Below are 23,713 nucleotides of genomic sequence, written 5' to 3'. Positions count from 1 at the left end.
ACTAGGTGGTTCTACGTGGTCGTGTCAGCCGGAGCCCAGGAACGGCGTGCCTCCTCCCCCTGAGAGGGGCCGTGGCCGGGCGGGCGCTGGCGCGGAAGGACGGGGCGGCTGTCGCTAATTTCTGCACGGAAAACTCCCCCTCGAAAGGACCCCGTGTCTCCCACCTCCCCCCTCTCCCCCTCCCGTCGCGCCGTCGCCGTCGCCGCGGCCTGGTCGCTGCCCGTGATCGCCGTCGCCGCCGCGGCGCCGCTCGCGAGCGCCTCCACCGTCCCGGTCGTCCCCGGCCAGCCGGACACCTACCCGAACCCGACCTTCTCGGCGACGCGCCAGTCGGTCGGCGACCCCAGCCTCAAGGCGACCAACAACACCGGCTACGCGCGCACCGACTTCACCGCGGTCCCGGACGACGGCGACTACGCCTCGTACAAGACCGGCTGGACGTACGTCATCAGCTCTGCGAAGCCGGTGTCGACGATCACCTACGACACCACCAGCCTCGCCCCGGGCGTGCAGGGCGTGCTGACCGACGGCCTCTACACCTACTCCTGGACCCTGACCCGCGCGGCGGAGACGACCTGGGTGCGGGTGAAGCCGACCGCCTTCCCGCAGGAGATCCGCTTCGTGCTGACCGACACCACCTCGAACCCGCAGGGCGTCGTCGGCAACGCGACGGCCACCTCGAAGGCGTAGGGCGCGCGCGGGCTCGCCTACTCGGGCGAGCCCGCCTGCTCCGCCGCGCTCACCAGTCTCCGGAGGCGCGCCCGCTGCTCGCGGAGCACCACGACCAGCGCGACCCCGTCCGAGCCGCGGAGCCACTCGTCGAGCGCGGCGTCGAACAGCGCGGACGCCGTGCGCGCGGCGAGCCCCGCCTCGCTGGCCGGCACCCCCGCGTCCAGCAGCGCGTCGCGCATCGCGTCGGTGAGCACCGCCGACTTCAGCAGCTCGCGCTCGCGCAGCGCCGGCTCGGACAGCACGACCGCCCGCCGTGCCGCGATGTCGCCGCGCCAGCCCTCGAGGTCCCCCGCCGCGACCGTCTCCAGCCCGTGCATCAGCAGCCCGAGCGGGTCCAGGCCCGCGGGTGCCGCGGCGAGCAGTCGGGCGACAACCTCCGGGAACTCCCGCTCGCGGAGGAACAGCACGTCGCGCTTGTCGGCGAAGTGCCGGAAGAAGGTGCGGGTCGTGAGCCCGGCCCGCTCGGCGATCGACGGCACCGTCGTCGCGGAGTAGCCGTGCTCGGTGAACAGCTCCATCGCGGCGCGCTCGAGGCGCAGTGCGGCGTCGGGTGCCCAGCGTGACATGCAGCCAGGCTAGCCGATGACACGTCGTGTCATCAGGGCTACAGTGATGACACGTCATGCCGTCGAGCACTGGAGACCCCTTGCCCTCGAACACCGCCGCACTCACGAACACCGCCGCGCGCCTCCCCTCGCCCCGCGCCGACCTGGTCGTCGGTCCCGCCGCGCTGCACGAGCCCGGGCCCGGCGAGCTGCTGGTGCGCAACCGCGCCGTCGCCGTGAACCCGCTCGACGAGCTCAAGCAGTGGACCGGCGACCTGATGTACCGCTGGCTCCCCTACCCCTCGATCCTCGGCGAGGACGTCGCCGGCGAGGTCGCGGCCGTCGGGCCCGGCGTCGACCGCTTCGCCGTCGGCGACCGCGTCGTCGCCTACGCGGTCGGCATGGAGCGCGGCCGCCGGCACGACGCCGAGGGCGGCTTCCAGGAGTACACGGTCGTCCGCGCGGACCTCGCTGCGCCGATCCCGCCGCAGCTGGCGGACGAGCAGGCCGTGGTCCTGCCGCTCGCCGTCTCCACCGCCGCGACCGCGCTCTTCCAGAAGGACCACCTGGCGCTGCCCCACCCCTCGGCCGAGCCCGTCGCCACGGGCCGGACCGTCCTCGTCTGGGGCGGCGCCACCAGCGTCGGCAGCAATGCGATCCAGCTCGCCGTCGCCTCCGGCCACCGCGTCGTCGCCACCGCCTCGCCCGGCAACCACGCCCGCCTCCGCGAGCTCGGCGCCGACGTCGTCGTCGACTACCGCGGCCCGAGCGCGGTCGCCGACGTCGTCGCCGCGATCGGCGGCGCGGAGGTGGCCGGGATCCTCGCGGTTGGCACCGGCTCCGCCGAGCCCTGCGTAACCGTCGCGGCCACCACCGGAGCCCGCCGGGTCGCCCTCGCCAGCCCCTCGGTCTCCTTCGGCTCGCTGCCGCGCAGAGCGGGGCTCTCGCTCCCGTTCGTGCGGACGATGTCGCGGCTGGTCGGCGCGAACCTCCGCCTCCAGCTCGCCGCCCGCCGTCGCGGCATCCGCGCCCGCTACGTCTGGGGCGCCACGCTGATGAGCAACGAGGTCGGGCCGATGCTCTGGCGCGACCACCTGCCGAGCGCGCTCGCCGACGGCCGCCACCGCTGCGCGCCCGAGCCCGAGGTCGTCGGCACCGGTCTCGGCGCCGTGCAGGGCGCGCTCGACCGGCTGCACGGGGGCGTGTCCGCGCGCAAGCTCGTCGTGCGGCTCTGACCGCGAGCCGCTCGGGTGCGCCACTATGGACCGTGCCGCTCCCCTCCCCCGCCGGACCGTCCGCTCCCTCCGCGCGCTCCTGGCTGCTCGTCGCGCCGTCGCTCGTCGTCCTGGGCTGGGGCGGCAACCAGTTCCTGCCGCTGATGCAGCTCTACCGCCAGCTCGAGGGCTACACGCAGACGCAGGTCACCATCCTGCTCGCCGCGTACGTCCTCGGCATCGTCCCCGGCTTCGCGCTGGCCGGCGGCTGGTCCGACCGCTTCGGCCGCCGCCCGGTGCTGCTCGCCGGTCTCGTCCTGGGGATCCTCGGCAGTGTCGTGCTCGCCTGCTCCCCCGCCTCGGTGCTCGGGCTCGGCGTCGGCCGCTTCATCAGCGGGCTGAGCGTCGCGGCGGGGATGGTCGTCGGCACGGCCTGGATCAAGGAGCTCTCGATCGCGACCGGGGCGTCCTCGGCCGGCGCCCGCCGCGCCTCCGCGATGCTCACCATCGGCTTCGGCGGCGGCGCGGGAGTCGGCGGCGCGCTCGCGCAGTTCGGCCCCTGGCCGACCGTGCTCCCCTACATCGTCCAGTCCGCCGCCTGCGTCGCGGCCGTCCTCGTGCTCCTCCGCGCACCCGAGACCCGGGCCTACGACCCGTCCGCCGGCCGCCTGACCGGCGAGCTGAGCATCCCGCGCCCCGCCCGCGCCCGCTTCGCCGCCGTCGTCCTGCCGCTCGCCCCCTGGGTGTTCGCGGCACCCGCCCTGTCCTTCGCGGTCGGACCGAGCCTGGTCGCCGACCGCCTGCCCGGCGTCACCGTCGGCTTCGCGACCCTCGTCACCGTGATCACCCTCGGCTGCGGCTGGGTCACCCAGCTCTTCTCCGGCCCGCTGCTGATCATGCTGCGCGGCCGCGGCGCCCTCGTCGGCGGCGCGCTCACCGCCCTCGGCGCTCTGCTGCTGATCCCCGCCGCCGTCGGCCAGCAGCTCTGGCCGGTCCTCGTCGCCGCGCCGGTCTTCGGCTGCGGCTACGGCCTCGCGATGGTCTCCGGACTGACCGCCTCGCAGGCCCTCGTCGAGACGCGCGACCTGGCGAGCGTCACTGCCGTCTACTACTCCGTCACCTACGCCGGCTTCCTGGTGCCGGCGATCCTCGCGGCGTTGGCCGTCGCCCTGCCGATGCCGCTGCTGCTCGCGGCGACCGCGCTCGCGATCCTCGCCTGCGTCGCGCTCGCGGCCCGTGGACTGCGACGCCCGCCCGCGCCTACGCTCGGCTGAACCGCCGCCCACCCGAAGGAGACCCCGTGTCGAAGGTCCGCGTCCACAACTTCTCCGTCTCGCTCGACGGCTACGCCGCCGGGGAGGGCCAGTCGCTCGACACCCCGTTCGGCCACGCCGGCTCCCGGCTGGTCGAGTGGGCGATGGGGACCCGCACCTTCCGCAGGATGGGCATGCCCGGTCCGGGCGAGGGCTCGCAGGGCGTCGACGAGGCGTTCGCCGGCGCCTGGGCGGACGGCATCGGCGCCGAGATCATGGGCCGCAACAAGTTCGGGCCCCAGCGCGGTCCCTGGGAGGACGAGGAGTGGACCGGCTGGTGGGGCGAGGACCCGGTCTTCCACACGCCGGTCGTGGTCCTCACGCACCACCCGCGTCCGACCGTCACGATGGCCGGCGGCACCAGCTTCCACTTCGTCGACGCCGACCCGGCGACCGCCCTCGAGCGGGCCCGCGAGCTGGCCGTCGGCGGCGACGTGCGCATCGGCGGCGGTGCCGCGACGGTGCGGCAGTTCCTCGCCGCCGATCTCATCGACCGGATGCACGTCGTGCTCGTCCCGATCGTTCTCGGCCGCGGCGAGCGGCTGTGGGACGGGCTCGAGGGCCTGGAGCAGCGCTTCCGCATCGAGGCGACGCCGTCACCGTCCGGGGTCGTGCACCTCGTCTTCGAGCGCCGGGAGCGCTAGAACCGCGCCGCGACCTCGTAGAGCACGTCCTCGTCGCCCGCGTACAGGCCCTCCGTCCGCGGCCAGTGCGCGATCACGTCGGTGAAGCCCAGCGCCTCGGCGCGGCCGGCCGAGTCGGCGAAGCGGTCGACGCTCTCGAGCGAGTAGTCCGGCCCGGAGTCGAGCGAGAGGTGCCGCTCGATCGAGCGCGGGTCGCGCCCGGCGGCCTCGAGCGCGTCGTCGAGGCGCTGCGAGAGCTCGGCGACCGCCGCCCACCACTCCTCCGTGCTGCGCCCCTCCGGACCCGTCGTCACCCAGCCCTGCGCCCGCTCGGCCACGAGAGCGAGGCCCTTCGGCCCGTTCGCCGCGAGCACGAACGGCACGCGCGGCGACTGCACCGGCTCCCCCACCATCCGGGCGCCGCGCGCCGTGAACCAGGCGCCGTCGAGGTCGATGCCGCCCGAGCCGGGAGTCTCGTGCCGCAGCAGCACGTCGAGCGCCGCGACGAACTCCACGTAGCGCTCGTGCCGCTCCCGCGGCGAGTGAAGCTTCTGGCCCAGCACCGTCGCATCGAATCCCGTCCCGCCCGAGCCGATCCCGAGGACGAAGCGGCCGCCCGAGATCTCGTCGACCGTCGCGATCTCCTTCGCGAACGGCACCGGATGCCGGAAGTTCGGCGAGGCGACGAAGGTGCCCAGCCGCAGTGTCTCGGTGACCACCGCGGCGGCCGTCAGCGTCGGGATCGTCGCGTGCCAGACCTGGTCGGCGAGCGAGCGCCAGGAGAGGTGGTCGTAGGTCCAGGCGTGGTCGAAGCCGAGCCCCTCCGCGGACTGCCACTTGCGGCGGGCGGTGGACCAGGGCTCCTGCGGGAGGATGACGATGCCGTGTCGCATCGTCCGAGTGTAGGGAGGGTCCGAGTGCAGGGAGGAACCGCACCGGTACGATGGTCGGCGGTGTGCCGGGAAGTCTGGTCGGCGGACGCGGCCCTCTGCCGCGTTCTCACGTGATCCGACGACCTCCCGAAGGAAGCCCCTCCGTGCCCCACACTCCTGCCTCCGAGCCCACCCACCAGGCGCCGCACGCGATCTGGAGGGGACTGCGCCAGACGCTGCGCTCCGACGCCGTCGGCGGCGCCCTGCTGCTCGGCGCGACCGTCCTCGCCCTGGTCCTCGCCAACTCGCCCGCGGCCGGCTTCTACGAGACCGTCCGCGACTACGAGTTCGGCCCCGAGGCGCTCCATCTGAACCTGAGCGTCGGCGCCTGGGCGGCCGACGGACTCCTGGCGATCTTCTTCTTCGTCGTGGGCCTCGAGCTCAAGGAGGAGTTCGTCGTCGGCAAGCTCCGCGACCCGCGCACCGCCGCCCTCCCGGTCGCCGCCGCGTTCGGCGGCGTCGCCGTCCCCGCCCTGATCTACGTCGCGATCAACGCGACCGCCAGCCCCGACGCGCTGCAGGGCTGGGCGATCCCGGTCGCCACGGACATCGCCTTCGCCGTCGCCGTGATCGCGGTCGTCGGCAAGAGCCTCCCGGTCGCCCTGCGCACCTTCCTGCTCACCCTCGCCGTCGTCGACGACCTGCTCGCCATCACGATCATCGCCGTCTTCTACACCTCGGCCATCGCCTTCCTGCCGCTGCTGGTCGCGCTCGTCCCGCTCGGGATCTTCGCCGTCCTCGTCCAGCGCGGCGTCCGCACCTGGTGGATCCTGATCCCGCTCGGCGTCGCCACCTGGGCGCTCGTGCACGCCTCCGGCATCCACGCGACCGTCGCCGGCGTGCTGCTCGGCTTCGCGGTCCCGGTCGTCGCGACCGCCCGCGCCCGCGTCCGCACCGGAACCGGCAGCGACGGCGAGCCCGAGTACGACGGACTCGCCGCTCACTTCGCCGACCGCTGGAGCGGCGTCTCGGCCGGCGTCGCCGTCCCGGTCTTCGCCTTCTTCTCGGCCGGAGTCACGATCGGCGGCCTCACCGGCCTCGTCGAGTCGTTCCAGGACAGCATCGCCCTCGGCATCATCGTCGGCCTGGTGCTCGGCAAGCCGCTCGGGATCCTCGCGACCACCTTCCTGATCACCCGCCTGCCCGGCCTCCGCCTGGACCCGGCGCTGCGCTGGCCGGACCTGGTCGGCATGTCGATGCTCGCCGGCATCGGCTTCACCGTCTCGCTGCTCGTCGGCGAGCTGTCCTTCGGCGTCGGGAGCGAGGCCGACGAGCACGTGAAGGTCGGCGTGCTGGCCGGCTCGGTGATCGCCGCGGTGCTGGGCGCGACAGTCCTCTCGATCCGCAGCCGCGCCTACGCGCGGACCGGAGTCCTCTCGGACTGACCCTCGGCCAGCCGCATCGTGCCGCCCGCCCGGGCGGCGAACGCGCGCGCCGTCGCCGCGATCGTGCGCTGCATGACGCGCACCGCCGCCGTCGGCGCGAGGTCCGCCGGGCGCGCGAGGCTGATCGTCCGGCTGAGCGTCGGCTCCTCGAGCCGGATCGAGCGCAGCCCCGGGCGGCCCTGCAGCACCATCGCCGGCACGATCGCGACGCCGAGACCGCGCTCGGCGAAGCGCAGCACCGCGTCCATCTCGGCGCCCTCGAGCACCACGTCGGGCAGCAGGCCCGCTGCCGCGAAGGCCGCATCGGTCGTCCGGCGCAGGTCGTAGCTGGAGTTGAAGACGATCTGCGGGAGCCCCGCCACGGCCGCCAGTCCGAGGGCGTCGCCGTCGGCGAGCGGGGGCTCGGCCGCGGAGGAGACCACCACCAGCTCCTCGACGAGCAGCGGCGTCACCGTGAACGCACCGACGGCCGCCGCCGTCGAGGTCGTCACCAGCGCGAGGTCGAGCTCGCCGCGTGCGAGCCGGTCGAGCAGGCTGCGCGAGCCGTCCTCGGCCAGGTGCAGCTCGATCGCCGGGTGCGCCGCGTGGAAGGCGTGCAGCACCTCCGCCACGAGGCTGATGCAGAGCGTGGGCGTCGCGCCGAAGCGGACCCGCCCGCGCTCGAGCCCGGCGAGCTCGGCCAGTTCGCGGCGCACCGATTCGGCGTCCGCGAGCATGCGCCGCGCGAGCGGCAGCAGCAGCTCGCCGGCCGGGGTGAGCGTGCTGCCGGAGCGCGCCCGCTGGAACAGCTCGGAGCCGAGGTCCTGCTCGAGCGAGGAGATCTGCCGGCTCAGCGAGGGCTGCGCGAGGTGCAGCTCCTCGGCCGCGCGGGTGAAGCTCCCGAGGCGCGCGACCTCGACGAATCCGGACAGCTGCTCGAAGTTCACACCCATAGCGTAAGCGCATGCCCGGCCCCAGCATTATGCATTGGAGTAATCGAAGCGCCCTGCCTAGCGTGGAGTCATGACCACTTCAGCACCCACTGCCACGGCGGAGCGCCGGATCTCCACCTCCGTCCTCGTCATCGGCACCGGCGGCTCGGGACTCCGCGCCGCGATCGAGCTGGCCGAGGCCGGCGTCGACGTCCTCGCGCTGGGCAAGCGCTCGAAGTCGGACGCCCACACCTCGCTCGCCGCCGGCGGCATCAACGCCGCCCTCGCCACGATGGACCCCGACGACAGCTGGCAGCAGCACGCGGCCGACACCATCACCGAGTCCTACCAGCTCGCCAATCCGCACACCGTCGAGATCGTCACCTCGAACGCCGCCCGCGGCATCCAGGACCTCGAGCGCTACGGCATGCCGTTCGCCCGCGAGGACGACGGCCGCATCTCGCAGCGCTTCTTCGGCGCGCACACCTACCGCCGCACCGCGTTCGCCGGCGACTACACCGGCCTCGAGATCCAGCGCACCCTGGTCAACCGGGCCGCGCAGCTCGACATCCCGATCCTCGACACCGTCTACGTGACGCGGATCCTGGTCAACGAGGACGGCGCCGTCTTCGGCGCCTACGGCTTCGACCTCGTCGACGGCACCCGCTACCTCATCCACGCCGATGCGGTGATCCTCGCCGCCGGCGGCCACAACCGCATCTGGCGCCGCACCTCCTCGCGCCGCGACGAGAACACCGGCGACTCGTTCCGCCTGGCCGTCGAGGCCGGCGGTCGCCTGCGCGACCCCGAGCTGGTGCAGTTCCACCCGTCGGGCATCATCGAGCCCGAGAACGCGGCCGGCACGCTGATCTCCGAGGCGGCCCGCGGCGAGGGCGGCATCCTCCGCAACGGCCTCGGCGAGCGCTTCATGGGCAAGTACGACCCCGAGCGGATGGAGCTCTCCACCCGCGACCGCGTCGCGCTCGCCTGCTACACCGAGATCAAGGAGGGCCGCGGCACGCCGAACGGCGGCGTCTGGCTCGACGTCTCGCATCTCCCGCGCGAGACGATCATGACCCGCCTCCCCCGCGTCTACCAGACGATGCTCGAGCTGCAGATGCTCGACATCACGAAGGACCCGATCGAGATCGCCCCGACGGCGCACTACTCGATGGGCGGCGTCTGGGTCCGCTCGGACGACCACAGCACCGACGTCCCCGGCCTCTACGCCATCGGCGAGGCGTCCAGCGGACTGCACGGCGCGAACCGCCTCGGCGGCAACTCGCTGATCGAGCTGCTCGTCTTCGGCCGGATCGTCGGCCAGGCGGCGGCGGAGTACTCCGCGTCGCTGACCGCGCAGACCCGCTCCGCCGCGTCGGTGCAGGTCGCCCGCGACGAGATCGCGGACCTGCTCGCCGCCGACGGCGAGGAGAACGTGCGGGCCCTGCAGCGCGCGATCCGCAACACCATGACCGAGCACGCCGGCGTCGTCCGCGACGAGGCGGGCCTGCTGGCCGGTCTCGCCGAGCTGGACGCGATCGAGGCGCGCATCGCCGACATCGGCATCCACCCGGACATCGCGGGCTTCCAGGACCTGGCGCACGCCTTCGACCTGAAGTCGGCGGCGATGGCGGCGCGGGCCACCCTCGAGGCCGCGCTGGAGCGCCGCGAGAGCCGCGGCTGCCACAACCGCAGCGACTACCCGGACATCGACCCGGCGCTGCAGGTGAACCTGGTCTGGTCGCCGTCCACCGGCATCACCCGCGAGGACATCCCCGCGGTCCCGGAGGAGATCCAGGCGCTGATCCGCGAGGTCGCCACCGCGGGCAAGCTGCTCGAGTAGCGGCACCGCTCGCGCTCCGCGCGCACGACGACGCCGGCCCGGGAGTGTTTCCGGGCCGGCGTCGTGTCGTTCCGCATCCGATCAGGCGCGGCTGCGGGCGCGTCCGCCGAATCGGGTGTAGAGGAACAGCACGATGACGGCGCCGATGATGGAGCCGATGATCCCGGCCGGCTGGAGGAAGCCCTCCATCGGGTCGTGCTGGAAGATCAGGAAGCCGAGGAAGCCGCCGACGAAGGATCCGACGATCCCCAGCACGATGGTCATCAGGATGCTGATGTTCTGGCGTCCCGGGACGATGAGGCGGGCGAGAGCGCCGGCGATGAGGCCGACGACGATGAGGCTGATGATGAGTCCGAGCACGGGCGTCACCTTCCTGTCGAGCACGGCGGACCGTGCGGTGGGGCTCTGCGGTCGCTGAGCCGATGGGCAACCCAAGCAGTCGCGAAGGGGTGGCCGGTACACCCCTGGGGGTGTAGTCACGGAGCCCGGTCGCGCGGTACGGTCCGTGGATGGACAGAGCATGCCGGCGCCCCTGACCGTCGCCCTGGTCGACGACTACGACGTCGTCCTCAAGGGCCTCGCGCACATGTTCGACCACTACCGCGACCGCGTCGTCGTCGCCGAGATCGACGCGAACGCCGCGCTCTCCGACCGGATCGACATCGTGCTCTACGACTCGTTCGCCCAGCCGGAGTCGGACCTGCAGGAGCTCGCCGACCTCGTCCGCAACCCGCGCGCCGAGCACGTCGTCGTCTACACCTGGAACTTCCACCCCGACCTCGTCGCCGACGCCCTCGACCAGGGCGTGCGCGGCTACCTCTCCAAGACCCTGCCCGCCCGCGAGCTCGTCGCCGCCCTCGAGGCCGTGCGCTCCGGCGAGCTCGTCGTCAGCGAGCCGCCCCGCCGCGCCGGCACCGCCCCCGGCCTCGACTGGCCCGGCCGCCACGAGGGCATCACCGACCGCGAGTCCGAGATCCTCGCCCTGATCACCCAGGGCAAGAGCAACGCCGACGTCGCCGCCCTCACCTACCTCAGCCCCAACACGGTCAAGTCCTACATCCGCAGCGTCTACGGCAAGATCGGCGCCTCCAGCCGCACCCAGGCCGTCCTCTGGGGCGTCGAGCACGGCTTCACCCCCGACCACCACCGCATCGACCACTGGCTCGGCGGCCCGTGAACCGGCACGCCCACCTTCGGCTCGTGAATCCGGCCCCGGCTCGCTGAAACCGGCCGTTCCGACGAGCCCGACGCGCTTTCGCGAGCCGGAGCCGCTCCGCTTCCCGTCCACGCCCCTCGAAGCCGCCTAGGGTGAGCACACCGGAGCACGAGGGGGACGCGATGCCACGGAACCACCCGCACAGAGCCACCGCCGCCGCGATCGCGCTGCTCGCCCTGCCGCTGCTCGCGGGGTGCGCGGGACCGACGCCCTACTCGGACTTCGACCGGACGCGGGACGACCGCGATGTGCTGCCGGATCTCGGCGACGTGGGCGAGCAGATCGAACCGGACTCCGTGCGCTTCGTCGGCACAGCCGAGGGCGTCGACGTCTATCTCGGCTCGTCGATCCGCGGTGACGACCACTGCGTGATCATCGACGGCGACGACGGGCCCGTGAGCGGCTGCGGCGGAGGCGGCGACCTGGAGGTGTCGCAGCGCACCTCGGTGGTGGTGCAGGTGCATCCCGACGGCGTCGAGCCGGAGGACTCCCCCGGTCTCGACTGGACGGCCCTCGGCCAGAACGTGTCGGTGCGGTCCTACAACTGACCGCCGTCGCGCCTGCGGTAGGTCGCCAGCGCCACTCCGCCGGGCAGCGCGCGCAGGTCGACGGCCTCGAGCGCCACCGGCTGCAGGAGCCCGCCGAAGAGCGGAACCTCCGCGCCCAGCAGCACCGGCGAGATCTTCACCTGGATCTCGTCGATCTCCTCGATCAGCTGCGCGGCGAGGTCGCCGCCGCCGCAGAGCCAGACGTCGCGCCCGGGCTCCCGCTTGAGCGCCGCGACCTGCGCGCGCACGTCGCCCGCCATCGTCTCCACCCGGTCGGAGGCGGGCAGTTCGCCGTGGGTCACCACGATCTGGCGCAGGTGCGGGTACGCACCGTCGACGAGGCCCGCGTCGACCGCGGGAGCGTGCGTGCGGCGGCCGAGCAGCACGGTGTCGAACCGGCGCGGCGACGCCGTGACCCCGAGCGCCGCGCGCAGGTGCGCCGGGCAGGTCTCCGGGTAGCGCTCGAACAGGTCGGCGAGGGTCTCCGGCGCGGTCGGGAACGCGGAGACGTCCCCCGCCGGATCCGCGAGGAAGCCGTCGAGCGAGGTGGCGATGTAGTAGACGAGGTCGCGCATGCCACCGCACGGTACCCCTCCTCGGCGGGGGTCTTCTAGCCTGGAGGAAGAGGAGGCCCCATGTCCGAAGCCAGGGATCGCGCCGCCCGGTACGCCGCGGAGCGCGCGACTGGCGGCCGCCCCGAGACCGGCGACGAACGCACCGGCTCCCTCCCCGAGAACCCCGAGGACCGCGCCGCGTTCATCGAGACGTCGATCCAGCAGGCGATCCGCCGCGGCGAGTTCGACGGCCTGCCGGGCGCCGGCAAGCCGCTCGAGGGGCTCGGCGAGCACCACGACCCGGACTGGTGGATCCGCCGCAAGATCGAGCGCGAGAACCTCACCGGCATCGGTCCCGCCGCCTTCCTCCTCCGCGCCGAGGACCGGCGGCTGGACGAGCAGCTCGACCTCCTGATCCGCGAGTCCGAGGTGCGCGCAGTGCTCGCCGACTTCAACAAGCGGGTCGTCGAAGCGCGCCGGCAGCTGCTCGGCGGCCCGCCGGTGGTCACGCCGCTCCGCGACGTCGACGCGGAGGTCGCCGCCTGGACCGAGCGCCGGAACGCGCGGTTCGCAGCCGCCAAGGCGCAGCATCCCATACAGCCGCGCCGCCGGTGGTGGCACCGGCGCTGACCGCACCGCGCAGGAGCGCGCCGATCCGCATCACTATGCTGGGAAACTCCGCGAGGGAGGGTCGGATGAAGGTTCCGCGCACCGCGACGACCCGCGTCGTCACCGAGATCAACCGGACGGCGATCGTCGACGCCCTCCGCCTGCACGGCCCCTCCTCCCGCAGCGCCATCGCGCGCCACACCGGCCTCAGCCCGGCGACCGTCGAGCGGCTCTGCTCAGCGCTGCTCGGCGAGGGCGTCATCGTCCTCGACGGCCGCGAGCGCTCCTCCGGCGGCCGGCCGTCCTCGCTCTACCGCTACGCCGGCGACGCCCGGGTGGTCGCCGCGATCGAGGTCTCCGAGACGCAGGCGCACGGCCGCCTCGTCGACTTCGACGGCAAGACCGTGCGCGACGAGGTCCTCGCCTTCGACCTCTCCGGCGACGGCTCCGACGCGGACCGCCGCCTCGCCGGCACCATCGAGACGGTCGACCTCCTGATGGCCGCGTCGAAGCGGATCCGCAAGCCCTGCGCCGGCGTCGGCGTCACCATCCCGGGCATCGTGCACGGTCCGGAGGGCCGGGTCACCAACACGATCGAGCTCGGCTGGAGCGACGTCATGCTCGGCAGCATCCTCAAGGCCCGCGTCGGCGTGCCGGTGCTGGTCGAGAACGACGCGAACGCCATCGGCTTCGGCGAGTGGTCCCGCGGCGCCGGCCGCGGCGCGCAGAGCCTGGCCACCTACGTCCTCGGCGTCGGAGTCGGCGCCGGCATCGTGCACGACGGCGCGCTGCTGCGCGGCTCGCGCTCGGCCGCGGGAGAGATCGGCTACCTGGTCACCGAGCGCTCGCACCTGGAGCGGCCGTACACGACCCAGGGCGACCTGGAGTCGCGGATCGCCGGGATCTCCCGGAGCTACGCGCGCGAGCACGCGGCGGACGCGACGAACCCGCTCGAGGCCCTGCTCGACGCGGCCTCGGCGGGCGACGAGGGGGCCCTCGCACCGGCGGGCGAGATCTTCGACTACATCGGCCTGTCCTGCATCGCGCTCTGCACGGTGCTCGATCCCGAGCTGATCGTGCTGGCCGGCCACCTCTCGCGCCAGCCCGAGTACGCGGTGCAGGAGGTGACCCGTCGCCTCGTCGGCCGGATCACCATCCCGCCGCGCATCGTCACCGCCGAGCTGGGCGCCGATGCCGCGCTGGTCGGCGTCGCGCAGCTGATCATCGCCCGCTCGCGCACGGCGACCTACCTCAGCTGAGGGCCCGGTTCAGCCGAGCTCCCGCTCCAGCACCGCGGCCGCCTCGCGGTCGAGCAGCACCGTGACGTCCGGATGGCCCTGGAGCGCCGAGGCCGGGCAGTCGACGTCGACCGGGCCGAGCAGCGAGCGCGCGACGGCGTCCGCCTTGGCCGCGCCCGAAGCGAGCAGCACCAGCGAGCGCGCGGCGAGGATCGTCGCGATCCCCTGCGTGATCGCCGACTCCGGGACCAGATCGATCCGCCCGTCGAAGAACCGCGCGTTCGCCTCCCGGGTGCTGCGCTCGAGCCGTACGACGTGAGTGCCGACGTCGTGCGGGGTGCCGGGCTCGTTGAAGCCGATGTGGCCGTTGCCGCCGATGCCGAGGATCTGCAGCTCGACGCCACCGGCCGCCCGGATCGCGGCGTCGTAGTCCCGGCCCGCCTGCTCGCCGTCCGCGCGAGTGCCGTCCGGGACGTGCACGGCGCCCACGCCGAGCGGCACGCGCACCTCGCGGTCGAGGACCGCGCGGTAGCTCTCGGGATGCCCGGGGTCGATCCCCACGTACTCGTCGAGCGCGAAGGCGCTCACCCCGGTGAAGTCGAGCCGGCCCGCCGCGACCCGGCCGGCGAGCTCGCGGTAGAGCAGCGAGGGCGTCGAGCCGGTCGCGACGCCGAGCACCGCGCGCGGGTCGGCGAGGACCCGCGCGGCGACCAGGTCGGCCGCGGCGCGCGAGGCCTCGGCGAAGGAGTCGACGACGCGGACCGAGGTCCCCGGGGCGAAGCCCGTCCTGCCCGTCGTCGGACCGATGATGGTCACGAGGCCACCTCCGAGAGCGTGCGCTCGGCGGCCGCCAGGGCGTGGGCGTGCGCCATCGCGCCGACCACCGGCGGGCGCCGCACGACGACGAAGCCGAGCTGCGGGGCCTCCTCGGCCAGCCGCTCGCGGATCCGCCGCTCATAGGCGGGCTGGTTCACGATCACGCCGCCGCCCGCGACGACGAGCGAGCCGATCGCGCCGCGGCGCACGAGCGAGGCGACGCCCGCCGCGAGCGCACGGGCGGCGTCCTCCAGGATGCGCTCGGCGAGCGACGAGCCCGAGGCCGCCTGCTCGAAGACGAGCGGGGCGAACGCCCCCCAGGCCGCGCCGCCCGCGATGCGCGTCGCCTCGGCGGCGAGGGTGGCCGCGTCGCTCGCGCCGAAGGCGGTGAGGACGGCGCCGATCAGCGGGTCCGGCGCCCCGCCGTCGGAGGCGATGCCGCGGTCGCAGGCCACCAGCGTCTCGCGCAGCGCCGTCGACACCAGGTCGTGCGCGCTGCCCCGGTCGCCGAGCGGCCAGCCGTGGCCGTCGACCGTGATCCGCGTGCCGTCGGCGGTCGTTCCGCAGATCACGGCGCCGGTGCCGACGATCATCTGGATGCTCGGCTCCTCCTGCTCCGCGAAGCCGAGCAACTCGGCGTCGTTGACGACCGTCACCGCGCGGCCGAGGTGCAGCGACAGAGTCGCCGTCGCCTCGCGCATCTGCCCGGGGGTGTCGCAGCCGTGCACGCCGAGGACCACCACGGCGTCCCCGGCGAGCGGGCGCAGGCGCAGCAGGACGCCGGCCAGACGCGGCAGGTTCTCGGGGTCGGCGAAGAGCTCGCCCGAGCGCCAGGCGCTCGAGGGGAGGACCAGGTCCTCCTCCGCGCCGGCCGTGTCGAGCAGGCGGACGTGCGTCTTGGTCCCGCCCACGTCGACACCGACGAGGTGGGCTGCGGCTCGGGGAGGTTTATTCGTCACAGTGGCATGAAAGCACCTCTCGGCCCGGGGGACAAGGCGGCTGGCGCGGGATGCGGCCCCTCGCACACCTCCGCGTTACGGCGCTGTTTCCGCGAGTTACGGCCCGATCACGACTTCACGCGCCTCGGAGATATCTGTTGACCTATATGTCTCGTATTGATAAGAAAGCACTACCGCCTCGACGACGAAGCGCCCGCGCCTCGTCGACTGACAGACACATGAAAGGTGTTCCGTTGAAGAAGACAGCACGCGCCACCCTGGCGCTCCTCGGCACGGGAGTGCTGATCGCTTCTCTCGCCGGGTGCGCGAACGGCTCCTCCGGAGCCGGCGCCTCCGAGCCCCTCCAGTTCGTCCTCTCCGGCGACGGCACCCAGGGCGGCGGCTACCAGAAGATGGCCGATCTCTACCAGGAGCAGACCGGTGTCGAGGTCGAGATCGTGGACGTCCCGGGCGACGACCTGACGACCCGCCTGCGCAACAGCGCCCAGGCGAACGACCTGCCGGCCCTCGCTGCGGCCGCCAACGTCGACCCGCTGTGGAAGGACCAGATCCTCGATCTCTCGCAGATCGCCGAGGACCAGGACATCCTGCCGCTGCTCGCCGTGCCGGACCCCGAGGACGGCAAGGTCAAGGCGCTGCCCACCAGCCTCACCTCGGTCGGCATGTTCATCAACAAGTCGCTCTTCGACGAGGCGGGCGTCTCGTACCCCACCGACGCGACGCAGAGCTGGACCTGGGACGAGTTCGTCGCCAAGTCCGAGGAGGTCCAGGCGGCCACCGGCGCGCAGTACGGCATGGTGATGGACAACTCCGCGCACCGCCTCCGCTCCTTCCTCTACGAGTTCGGCAGCGAGGGCATCGTCGACGACGGCGGCACCTTCACCGCCAACGCCGAGACCAAGACGGCGCTGGAGTACTTCAAGAAGCTCAACGACGACGGCTTCATGCCCAAGTCGGTCTGGACCGCGGGCGAGGACGCCAGCGCGACCTTCAAGAGCGGCCAGGTCGTCTCCTACTACTCCGGCGTCTGGCAGATCGCGGACTTCCAGTCGAACATCACCGAGTTCGAGTGGGCCTCGGTGCCGACCCCGCAGCAGCCCGTCAAGGCGACCAACTACGGCGCCGCCTCGTGGATCGTCGCCTTCGACGGCACCGGCCAGGAGGAGGAGGCCCAGAAGTTCATCGACTGGCTCTACCAGCCTGAGCAGTACTCCGCGTACTGCGAGATCGCCGGCTGCCTGCCCGCCGTCACCGGTCTCGAGATGAACTACCCGGCCAACCAGGACGCGTTCGCGCTCTACAACGCCGAGATCGCGGCCTCGCCCGCCGTCTCCTCGCTGCAGACCGTCGACCAGCTGATCGGCGGCTACGAGGGCAAGTTCCTCCAGTCGGAGCCGCTCAAGGACGAGACGATCAAGTACCTCAACGACCAGCAGAGCGTCGACGAGACCATCGACAACATCCTGTCGACGACCCAGGCCGCTCTCGGCGAGTAGGTCCCCCCGGGCGGTGCGGGGTCCTCTCCCCGCACCGCCCTCCCCCTCGCAGGATCACCCGATCAGGAGAGCATCATGACCGTCCAGCCGCTCGTCACTCCGTCCTCACCACCGGAGGCGGTCCTCACGGTCCCCGGCGCAGGTCGCGGATCGAAGGGCTCGCGCCAGCGCCCCGTGCGCCGCCCCCGCTACGTCGTCAGCACCGTGCTGCTGACGGTCGGCGTCGCGATCCTCTTCGCCCTCTTCTTCGTCTGGCCCGGCGCCCTCGGCGTGATGTACTCCTTCACCTCCTACCGGGGCTTCGGCGACATCGAGTTCGTCGGGCTCGACAACTACACGGCGCTCGCGCAGGACCCGGTCTTCTACGCCGCGGTCGGCCGCACGCTCGTCTACGCGCTGTTCTCGGTGCCGTTCGCCTGCGGCCTCTCGCTGCTGATGGCCGTCGCGCTGAACAACGCGCGGGCCAAGGGCAAGATCGGCGCCCGCATCATCTTCTTCCTGCCCTGGCTGGTCTCCCCCATCGTCGCGGGCGTCATCTGGCGCTGGATGTTCGGCGAGAGCTTCGGCTTCGTCAACTTCGCCATCACCTCGCTCGGCGGCGGCGCCGTGCCGTGGTCCTCGAACGCCGACCTCTCGCTCTTCGTCGTGATCCTCGCCTCCGCGTGGGGCGGCGCGGCCTTCAACATGCTGCTGTTCATCGCGGCGCTCAACAACGTGCCGACCTCGCACTACGAGGCGGCCGAGCTCGACGGCGCGAACCCCTGGCAGCGCTTCGTCTCGATCACCCTCCCCGGCATCGCGCCGACCACGCTGCTCGTGGTCCTGCTCTCGACGCTCGGGCACATGAAGGAGTTCGCGATGATCCAGGCCCTCAACAACGGCGGCCCGGGCACCGAGAACCAGCTCATCGTCCAGTACATCTTCCAGACCGGATTCGCGCAGTCGAACGTCGGCTACGCCAGCGCCGCCTCGATGGTGCTGCTGGTGATCCTGCTGATCATCGCCGCCGTCCAGCTCGCCATCAGCAAGAGGAGCCAGGCATGGTGACCACGACCCCCGCCCCCGCCCGCACCACCCGCGCGAAGCGCACGCCGGCCGCCCCCGCGCCGATGACCCGGAAGAAGACCGGCGAGTTCCGCCGCTCGATCGGCCCGACCGCGATGCTCTGGGCGATCGCGATCCTCACGCTCTTCCCGCTGCTCTGGTTCCTGCTCAGCTCCTTCAAGGGCGGCGGCGACCTCTTCACCTACCCGCTCTCGCTGCTGCCGCGCGAGTGGACCCTGGACGGCTACCAGCGCGCGCTGGAGCGGGTCGACTTCGTCCGCTACTTCTCGAACACCTTCGTGGTCGCGACGCTGACCACGCTGCTCACCGTCTTCTTCAGCGCGACGACCGGCTACGCCCTGGCCAAGTACAAGTCGCCGTGGCTGAGCGTGCTGGCGCTCTGCATCCTCGCGACGACGATGCTGCCCGGCGAGGTCATCCTCAACCCGGTCTTCACCGTGGTGCGCGACCTCGGCATGTACAACACGCTGATGGGCATCATCATGCCGTCGATCCTCACCCCGACCGGCGTCTTCATGTTCCGGCAGTTCTTCATCACGGTGCCGGACGAGCTGCTCGACGCCGCCCGGATCGACGGGGCGCGCGAGCTCTCGATCTTCTTCCGGATCATGCTGCCGCTGTCGAAGCCGATCATCCTGACGCTGTCGATCATCTCGTTCCAGTGGCGCTGGAACGACTACATCTTCCCGCTGATCATCCTCAGCGACCCGAAGAACTTCACCCTGCAGATCGCACTGCGCCAGCTGATCGGCGCGCAGAACATCGACTGGGCGATCCTGCTCTCGGCCTCGGTGCTCTCGATGCTGCCGCTGGTGGCGATCTACCTGGTGTTCCAGAAGTACATCACCGGGTCCGACATCAATGCGGGGCTGCGCGACTAGAGATGCACCACGACGAGATGCGCCCCGAAGACCTGAAGGCCGCCGCCCGCGTCGACCGCTTGCTCGCCGAGCGCCTCCCCCTCGCGGTGACGGCCGAGCGGATCCCGCTCGCCGTCGCCGCGTGGACGGCGGTCGGCGAGCCGGTCGGCGTCGAGACCGCGACCGACCCGCGGAACACGTACGAGACGATCGAGCCGGGAGCGCCGTGGGGCGCCCCCTGGGACACCACCTGGTTCCGGGTGACCGGGACGGTGCCGGCGAGGTGGGGCCACACGGGCCGGGGCGACGCGGGCGACCGGTTCCGGATCGAGCTCTCGCTCGACCTCGGCTTCGACCGGGCCAAGCCCGGCTTCCAGTGCGAGGGCCTGGCCCGCGCCGCGGACGGCCGGGTGCTCAAGGGCCTCGAGCCGCGCAACCACCACGTGCCGCTCGACGCGGCCCCCGGCGAGGAGTTCCTCGTCTGGGTGGAGGGCGCGTCCAACCCCGACCTCACCGGCGGGAACGACTTCGCCGGCCCGGGCGGCTTCTCGCCCACCCCGTTCGGCGACCGCGCCACCGCGCCCGTCGAGCCGCTCTACCGGCTGGGCCGCTTCTCGCTCGTGCTCGTCGACACCGTCTCCGAGCGCCTCGGCCTCGAGCTCAGCGTCCTGCGCGGGCTGCACGACGAGCTGCCGTCCACCGAACCGCGCCGGCACGAGATCCTCGCCGGGCTGACCCGGGCCCTGAACGCCCTCGACCCCGACGACCTCGCCGGCACCGTCGCCGACGCGCGCGCGGTGATCGCGCCGCTGCTCGCCGCCCCGGCCGCGCACTCCGCGCACCGGATCTCGGCCACCGGCCACGCGCACATCGACTCCGCCTGGCTCTGGCCCACCCGCGAGACCGTCCGCAAGTGCGCGCGCACCTTCTCCAACGTGCTCGACCTGATGGACCGCGACCCGGACGCCGTCTTCACCTGCTCCTCCGCCCAGCAGTTCGCCTGGATGAAGGAGCAGCACCCCGGGATCTTCGCCCGCATCGTCGAGCGGGTCCGCGAGGGCCGCTTCGTCCCGGTCGGCAACATGTGGGTCGAGTCCGACGTCACCCTGCCCTCCGGCGAGTCGCTGGTGCGCCAGCTGCAGCAGGGCACGCGGTTCTTCCAGGACGAGTTCGGCGCGATCAGCGAGGTCGGCTGGCTGCCGGACTCCTTCGGCTACCCGGCCGCGCTGCCGCAGCTGCTCCGGAAGGCGGGCCTGCGCTGGTTCTTCACGCAGAAGATGTGCTGGAACGAGACCAATGCGATGCCGCACCACTCCTTCGTCTGGGAGGGCCTCGACGGCTCGCGGATCTTCACCCACTTCCCGCCCTCGAACACCTACAGCGGCGACCTGCGGCCGACCGAGCTGGCGCGCATCGTCCGCAACTTCCAGGAGCACGGGCGGGCGACGCGCTCGCTGATGCCGTTCGGCTACGGCGACGGCGGCGGCGGGCCGACCCGCGAGATGATGGCGCTCGCTCGGCTGCAGTCCGATCTCGAGGGCTCGCCGCGCCTCGAGTTCTCCTCCGCGCACGACTTCTTCGCGGCCGCCGAGGCCGAGTACGCCGACCCGCCGGTCTGGTCCGGTGAGATGTACCTCGAGTTCCACCGCGGCATCCTCACCTCGCAGGCCCGCACCAAGCAGGGCAACCGCCGCAACGAGCGGCTGCTGGCCGAGGCGGAGCACTGGGCGAGCGTCGCGTTCCTGCGGTACGGCGTGCCGTTCCCGTTCGACGAGCTCGACGCGCTCTGGCGGCGGGTGCTGCTCCTGCAGTTCCACGACATCCTCCCCGGCACCGCGATCGCCTGGGTGCACCGCGAGGCCGAGCGCACGCACGCCGAGGTGACGGCGGCCCTGGAGCGGATGATCGACGAGCGGCTCGCGGTGCTCGTCGGGCCGGGCGAGCGGCGGATCGCGCTGAACGCGGCGCCCGTCGTCGTCGGCGGGGTGCCGGCGCGGGGCGGGGCCGCGGTGGAGGCTGTCGTGGCGGCCGCCGAGGGACTCTCCGTGCGCGCCGAGGGCGAGGGCTTCGTCCTCGAGTCGCCGCGCCTCGTCGTCGTGGTCACCGCCACCGGGCAGCTGTCGAGCATCGTCGACCGCGACTCCGGGCGCGAGCTGCTGCCCGCCGGGCGGGTCGCGAACCTGCTGCAGCTGCACCGCGACGAGCCGAACCAGTGGGACGCCTGGGACCTCGACGCCGCCTACCGCGACACCGTCGTCGACCTCGTCGACGGCACGGTCGAGCTCGGCGAGGACGGCGCGAGCGTCGTCGTCCGCCGGACCTTCGGGCGCGGCGGCAGCACGGCGACCCAGACGATCGCCCTCGATCCGCGCGAGCCCGCGGTCCGGATCCGCACGGTCGTCGACTGGCACGAGCGGCGGAAGCTGCTCAAGCTCGCCTTCCCGCTCGACGTGCACGCCGAGCACTCCTCGGCCGAGACGCAGTTCGGCCACGTCCGCCGCCCCGTGCACACCAACACCAGCTGGGAGGCGGCGAAGTACGAGATCTGCGCGCACCGCTGGCTGCACGTCGGCGAGCCGGGCTTCGGCGTCGCCGTGGCCTCCGACGCGGTCTACGGCTACGACGTGCAGCGCACGATCGACGGCGGCCGCGTCAGCACCGTCGTCCGCCAGTCCCTGCTGCGCGCGCCGACCTTCCCCGATCCGGAGGCGGACCAGGGCGAGCACGCGTTCCTCAGCACGATCACCGTCGCGCCCGGCATCGCCGACGCCGTCCGGGCCGGCTTCGCCGCGAGCACCGCGCCGCGCGTCGTCCTCGGCGGGTCGATCCCGGAGGCGCTCGTCGTCGTCGAGGACCCGGCCGTGGTCGTCGACACGGTCACGCTCGCCGCCGACCGCAGCGGCGACGTGATCGTGCGGCTGCACGAGGCCCTGGGCGGGCGCGTCCGCACGGCGCTGGTCGTCGCGCATCCGCTCAGCGGCGTCCGCGAGGTCGACCTGCTCGACCGCGACGCCGAGGGGACGGCGCTGCTGGGCGTCGACCCCGGCCGGATCGCGCTCGAGCTGCGGCCGTTCGAGGTCGTGAGCCTGCGCCTCTCCCCCGCTTCCGTTCCTTCCCCCGCTTCCGATCCTTGCCCCGTGGAGACCCCGTGATCACCGTCGACGACGCCCCCTACGCCGCCCGGCTGACCGCGGACGCCCGCGTGCGCGGCGACGAGTTCGTCGCGCGCGCCCGGCAGCCGCTGACCGGGCTCGGCCCGCGCCCGACCATGCGCGCCATCACCTCCCTGGTCACCCTGGCGATCGCGGAGGACGACAAAGGGCCGGAGTCGCGGGAGGCGGCTGAGACCTACCTCCGTCACCTCGCCGCCCAGCAGCTCGACAGCGGCCTGTTCTCGAGCAGCGGCAATCTCGCCTCCCCGCCCGACACGGCGTTCACGATCAACGACCTCTGCGGCTGCGTCGAGCTGCTCGACCGGTACCGGCCCGCAGGGTTCGAGCAGGTGCGCGCCGGTCTCGCCGCCGTCGCGGTCGCCGCCTCGCCCGCGATGCTGGCGGGCGGCGTGCACACGCCGAACCACCGCTGGGAGCTGGCGAGCGCCCTCGCCGCCCTCGCGGTCCACGTGCACGGCGGGCGCTCGGCGGGCGGCGCGTCCGGCGCCCTCGCCGCCGCGCTGCTCGACCGCGCCTACGCCTGGCTGGCCGAGGGCGTCGACATCGACGCCGACGGGCAGTACAGCGAGCGCAGCGCCGTCTACGCCACCGAGGTCACGAACCCGAGCCTGCTGACGCTGGCGCACGACCTCGATCGGCCGTCCCTGCTGGAGCCGGTGCGGCGGAACCTCCGCGCGATCGCCGGCCTGGTCGAGGACGACGGCGAGATCGAGTGCGTGCACTCCCGCCGCCAGGACCAGACCATCCCCTACGACGTCGAGAACCTGCTCTCGCCCTACCGCCTGCTCGCGCTGGAGCACGCTGACGGCGATGCCGCCCGGATCGTCGGGCAGATCCTCGGCCGGACGCTGCGCGAGCCGGAGCGGCACCTCGCCGAGCTGCTGCGCCGCCCGGAGATCGGCGGACTCCTGCCCGAGCCGGCCACGACGCCCGGCTCGGTCACGCGCAGCTATCCGGTCAGCCGGCTGCTCCGCCGCCGCGAGGGCGCGCTCTCCGTGTCCGTCTCGGCCGGCAGCGACTTCGCGAGCACCGGCCGGATCGGCTCCGGCCTCGCCAACTCCGCGACCCTGCTCCGGGCGCGCGCGCATGGGCTGGTCCTGCGCTCGCTGCGCGTCTCGCCCGCGTTCTTCTCGCTCGGCTGCGCCCGACCGCAGTCCCTCGAGCCGACCGAGCGCGGCGCGGTGCTCGTCGAGCGGCGGGTCTCCGGCTACTACGACACCCTGGGCGCCGGCGCGCCCGCGGTCACCGCCGTCCCGGACAGCGAGGGCCGCTTCTTCTCGGTGATGGACTTCGCCCGGCGCGAGCGCTTCGACGTCGAGCTGCGGACGGAGGTGGCGGTCGAGGTCGACGAGACGGGCATCGACGTGCGGGTCTCCTTCACCGGCCTCGAGACGCGCTACGCGCTGGAGCTCGTCGTCGACGGCGACGCACTCGTGTCGGGCGCCGCGGCGCTCGAGGACGGCTGGTGGCTCGACGGAACCTACGCGACCGTCGCCACCGACGCGGCCGTGCTGTCGATCGACACCGAACCCGGGGACGGCGTGCCGCCGGTCTTCGACGACGGCGAGATGTTCACGTACGTCGGCGGCGCCGACCGCATCGCCGGCACCCGGATCCTGCTCGGCGGCTCCACGGCCGAGCCGCGCCGCCTGCGACTCGCGATCGCGCCCCGATGAGCACC

The 23,713-nt window shown here is 73.0% G+C and carries 22 protein-coding genes; 15 read left to right on the top strand and 7 right to left on the bottom strand.

Annotated features, from left to right (window positions below; all coding sequences use genetic code 11):
* Positions 1-153 precede the first annotated feature (153 nt).
* Positions 154-690: a hypothetical protein gene (locus EDF43_RS11885; protein WP_132437084.1), complete on the top strand. Its 537-nt coding sequence runs from the start codon at positions 154-156 to the stop codon at positions 688-690.
* A gap of 17 nt (positions 691-707) precedes the next feature.
* Here the strand turns inward: EDF43_RS11885 and EDF43_RS11880 are convergent, their stop codons facing one another.
* Positions 708-1,298 (bottom strand): TetR/AcrR family transcriptional regulator, encoded by a 591-nt coding sequence (locus EDF43_RS11880; RefSeq protein ID WP_132437083.1) that lies wholly within the window; start codon positions 1,296-1,298, stop codon positions 708-710.
* An 80-nt stretch (positions 1,299-1,378) separates the two neighbouring features.
* On the opposite strand from EDF43_RS11880, the gene EDF43_RS11875 reads away from it, so the two are divergent.
* From EDF43_RS11875 to EDF43_RS11865, 3 genes are read left to right on the top strand one after another with little or no spacing between them, the layout of a single operon-like run.
* Entirely contained in the window at positions 1,379-2,512 is a 1,134-nt protein-coding gene (locus tag EDF43_RS11875; RefSeq protein ID WP_243646293.1) for a zinc-binding alcohol dehydrogenase family protein, read from the top strand.
* Between the two features lie 32 nt (positions 2,513-2,544).
* Entirely contained in the window at positions 2,545-3,765 is a 1,221-nt protein-coding gene (locus tag EDF43_RS11870) for an MFS transporter (RefSeq protein WP_132437081.1), read from the top strand.
* 26 nt (positions 3,766-3,791) lie between these two features.
* Positions 3,792-4,448, top strand: coding sequence for a dihydrofolate reductase family protein (locus EDF43_RS11865; protein ID WP_132437080.1), 657 nt, complete (start codon positions 3,792-3,794; stop codon positions 4,446-4,448).
* Here EDF43_RS11865 and EDF43_RS11860 read toward each other — a convergent pair.
* Positions 4,445-5,320, bottom strand: a complete 876-nt coding sequence (locus EDF43_RS11860) for an LLM class flavin-dependent oxidoreductase (RefSeq protein ID WP_132437079.1) — start codon at positions 5,318-5,320, stop codon at positions 4,445-4,447. The genes EDF43_RS11865 and EDF43_RS11860 overlap by 4 nt on opposite strands.
* Before the next feature lie 203 nt (positions 5,321-5,523).
* Between EDF43_RS11860 and nhaA the strand changes: the two genes are divergently transcribed.
* Positions 5,524-6,744 (top strand): Na+/H+ antiporter NhaA, encoded by a 1,221-nt coding sequence (gene nhaA / locus EDF43_RS11855; protein WP_243582049.1) that lies wholly within the window; start codon positions 5,524-5,526, stop codon positions 6,742-6,744.
* Here the strand turns inward: nhaA and EDF43_RS11850 are convergent.
* Complete coding sequence (locus EDF43_RS11850; RefSeq protein WP_132437077.1) at positions 6,714-7,676, bottom strand: LysR family transcriptional regulator; 963 nt, start codon at positions 7,674-7,676, stop codon at positions 6,714-6,716. The two genes, nhaA and EDF43_RS11850, sit on opposite strands and share 31 nt — an antisense overlap.
* A gap of 70 nt (positions 7,677-7,746) precedes the next feature.
* On the opposite strand from EDF43_RS11850, the gene EDF43_RS11845 reads away from it, so the two are divergent.
* Positions 7,747-9,498, top strand: a complete 1,752-nt coding sequence (locus EDF43_RS11845; protein WP_132437076.1) for an FAD-dependent oxidoreductase — start codon at positions 7,747-7,749, stop codon at positions 9,496-9,498.
* A gap of 81 nt (positions 9,499-9,579) precedes the next feature.
* Here the strand turns inward: EDF43_RS11845 and EDF43_RS11840 are convergent, their stop codons facing one another.
* On the bottom strand, positions 9,580-9,858 hold the full coding sequence (locus EDF43_RS11840; protein WP_123732321.1) for a GlsB/YeaQ/YmgE family stress response membrane protein: 279 nt from the start codon (positions 9,856-9,858) through the stop codon (positions 9,580-9,582).
* A gap of 160 nt (positions 9,859-10,018) precedes the next feature.
* Here EDF43_RS11840 and EDF43_RS11835 point away from each other — a divergent pair, with 160 nt between their 5' ends.
* Together EDF43_RS11835 and EDF43_RS11830 are read left to right on the top strand one after the other, a co-directional pair.
* Entirely contained in the window at positions 10,019-10,675 is a 657-nt protein-coding gene (locus tag EDF43_RS11835; RefSeq protein WP_123445882.1) for a response regulator transcription factor, read from the top strand.
* Between the two features lie 161 nt (positions 10,676-10,836).
* Positions 10,837-11,262 (top strand): hypothetical protein, encoded by a 426-nt coding sequence (locus EDF43_RS11830; RefSeq protein ID WP_132437075.1) that lies wholly within the window; start codon positions 10,837-10,839, stop codon positions 11,260-11,262.
* Here EDF43_RS11830 and EDF43_RS11825 read toward each other — a convergent pair.
* A complete protein-coding gene (locus EDF43_RS11825; RefSeq protein ID WP_132437074.1) occupies positions 11,253-11,837 on the bottom strand; it encodes a dihydrofolate reductase family protein in 585 nt (194 codons plus the stop codon). The genes EDF43_RS11830 and EDF43_RS11825 overlap by 10 nt on opposite strands.
* Before the next feature lie 60 nt (positions 11,838-11,897).
* Between EDF43_RS11825 and EDF43_RS11820 the strand changes: the two genes are divergently transcribed.
* Positions 11,898-12,446, top strand: coding sequence for a DUF1992 domain-containing protein (locus EDF43_RS11820; protein ID WP_132437073.1), 549 nt, complete (start codon positions 11,898-11,900; stop codon positions 12,444-12,446).
* Positions 12,447-12,511: 65 nt separating this feature from the next.
* Complete coding sequence (locus EDF43_RS11815; RefSeq protein ID WP_165909088.1) at positions 12,512-13,684, top strand: ROK family transcriptional regulator; 1,173 nt, start codon at positions 12,512-12,514, stop codon at positions 13,682-13,684.
* A gap of 9 nt (positions 13,685-13,693) precedes the next feature.
* Here the strand turns inward: EDF43_RS11815 and EDF43_RS11810 are convergent, their stop codons facing one another.
* Both EDF43_RS11810 and EDF43_RS11805 read right to left on the bottom strand, forming a co-directional pair.
* Complete coding sequence (locus EDF43_RS11810) at positions 13,694-14,479, bottom strand: glucosamine-6-phosphate deaminase (RefSeq protein ID WP_243646292.1); 786 nt, start codon at positions 14,477-14,479, stop codon at positions 13,694-13,696.
* Entirely contained in the window at positions 14,476-15,390 is a 915-nt protein-coding gene (locus tag EDF43_RS11805; RefSeq protein ID WP_165932476.1) for a BadF/BadG/BcrA/BcrD ATPase family protein, read from the bottom strand. Before EDF43_RS11805 ends, EDF43_RS11810 begins: the two co-directional genes overlap by 4 nt.
* A gap of 281 nt (positions 15,391-15,671) precedes the next feature.
* Between EDF43_RS11805 and EDF43_RS11800 the strand changes: the two genes are divergently transcribed.
* The 5 genes from EDF43_RS11800 to EDF43_RS21815 all read left to right on the top strand — a co-directional run bounded on the left by EDF43_RS11800 (position 15,672) and on the right by EDF43_RS21815 (position 23,708).
* On the top strand, positions 15,672-16,934 hold the full coding sequence (locus EDF43_RS11800) for an extracellular solute-binding protein (protein WP_243646291.1): 1,263 nt from the start codon (positions 15,672-15,674) through the stop codon (positions 16,932-16,934).
* Between the two features lie 75 nt (positions 16,935-17,009).
* Positions 17,010-17,981 carry a sugar ABC transporter permease gene (locus EDF43_RS11795; protein ID WP_132437069.1) on the top strand — a complete coding sequence of 324 codons (972 nt, stop codon included), beginning with the start codon at positions 17,010-17,012 and terminating at the stop codon, positions 17,979-17,981.
* A complete protein-coding gene (locus EDF43_RS11790; RefSeq protein ID WP_243599206.1) occupies positions 17,975-18,880 on the top strand; it encodes a carbohydrate ABC transporter permease in 906 nt (301 codons plus the stop codon). The genes EDF43_RS11795 and EDF43_RS11790 overlap by 7 nt, the downstream gene beginning before the upstream one ends.
* A 17-nt stretch (positions 18,881-18,897) precedes the next feature.
* Positions 18,898-22,011: a glycoside hydrolase family 38 C-terminal domain-containing protein gene (locus EDF43_RS11785; protein WP_132437068.1), complete on the top strand. Its 3,114-nt coding sequence runs from the start codon at positions 18,898-18,900 to the stop codon at positions 22,009-22,011.
* Entirely contained in the window at positions 22,008-23,708 is a 1,701-nt protein-coding gene (locus EDF43_RS21815; RefSeq protein WP_165909086.1) for a hypothetical protein, read from the top strand. Before EDF43_RS11785 ends, EDF43_RS21815 begins: the two co-directional genes overlap by 4 nt.
* The last annotated feature ends 5 nt before the right edge of the window (positions 23,709-23,713 follow it).

The organism is Rathayibacter sp. PhB179 (genome assembly GCF_004345345.1).
Taxonomy (GTDB): Bacteria; Actinomycetota; Actinomycetes; order Actinomycetales; family Microbacteriaceae; genus Rathayibacter; species Rathayibacter festucae.
Note: the sequence above shows the minus strand (reverse complement) of the source record. Positions and strands in the feature narration are given on the sequence as shown.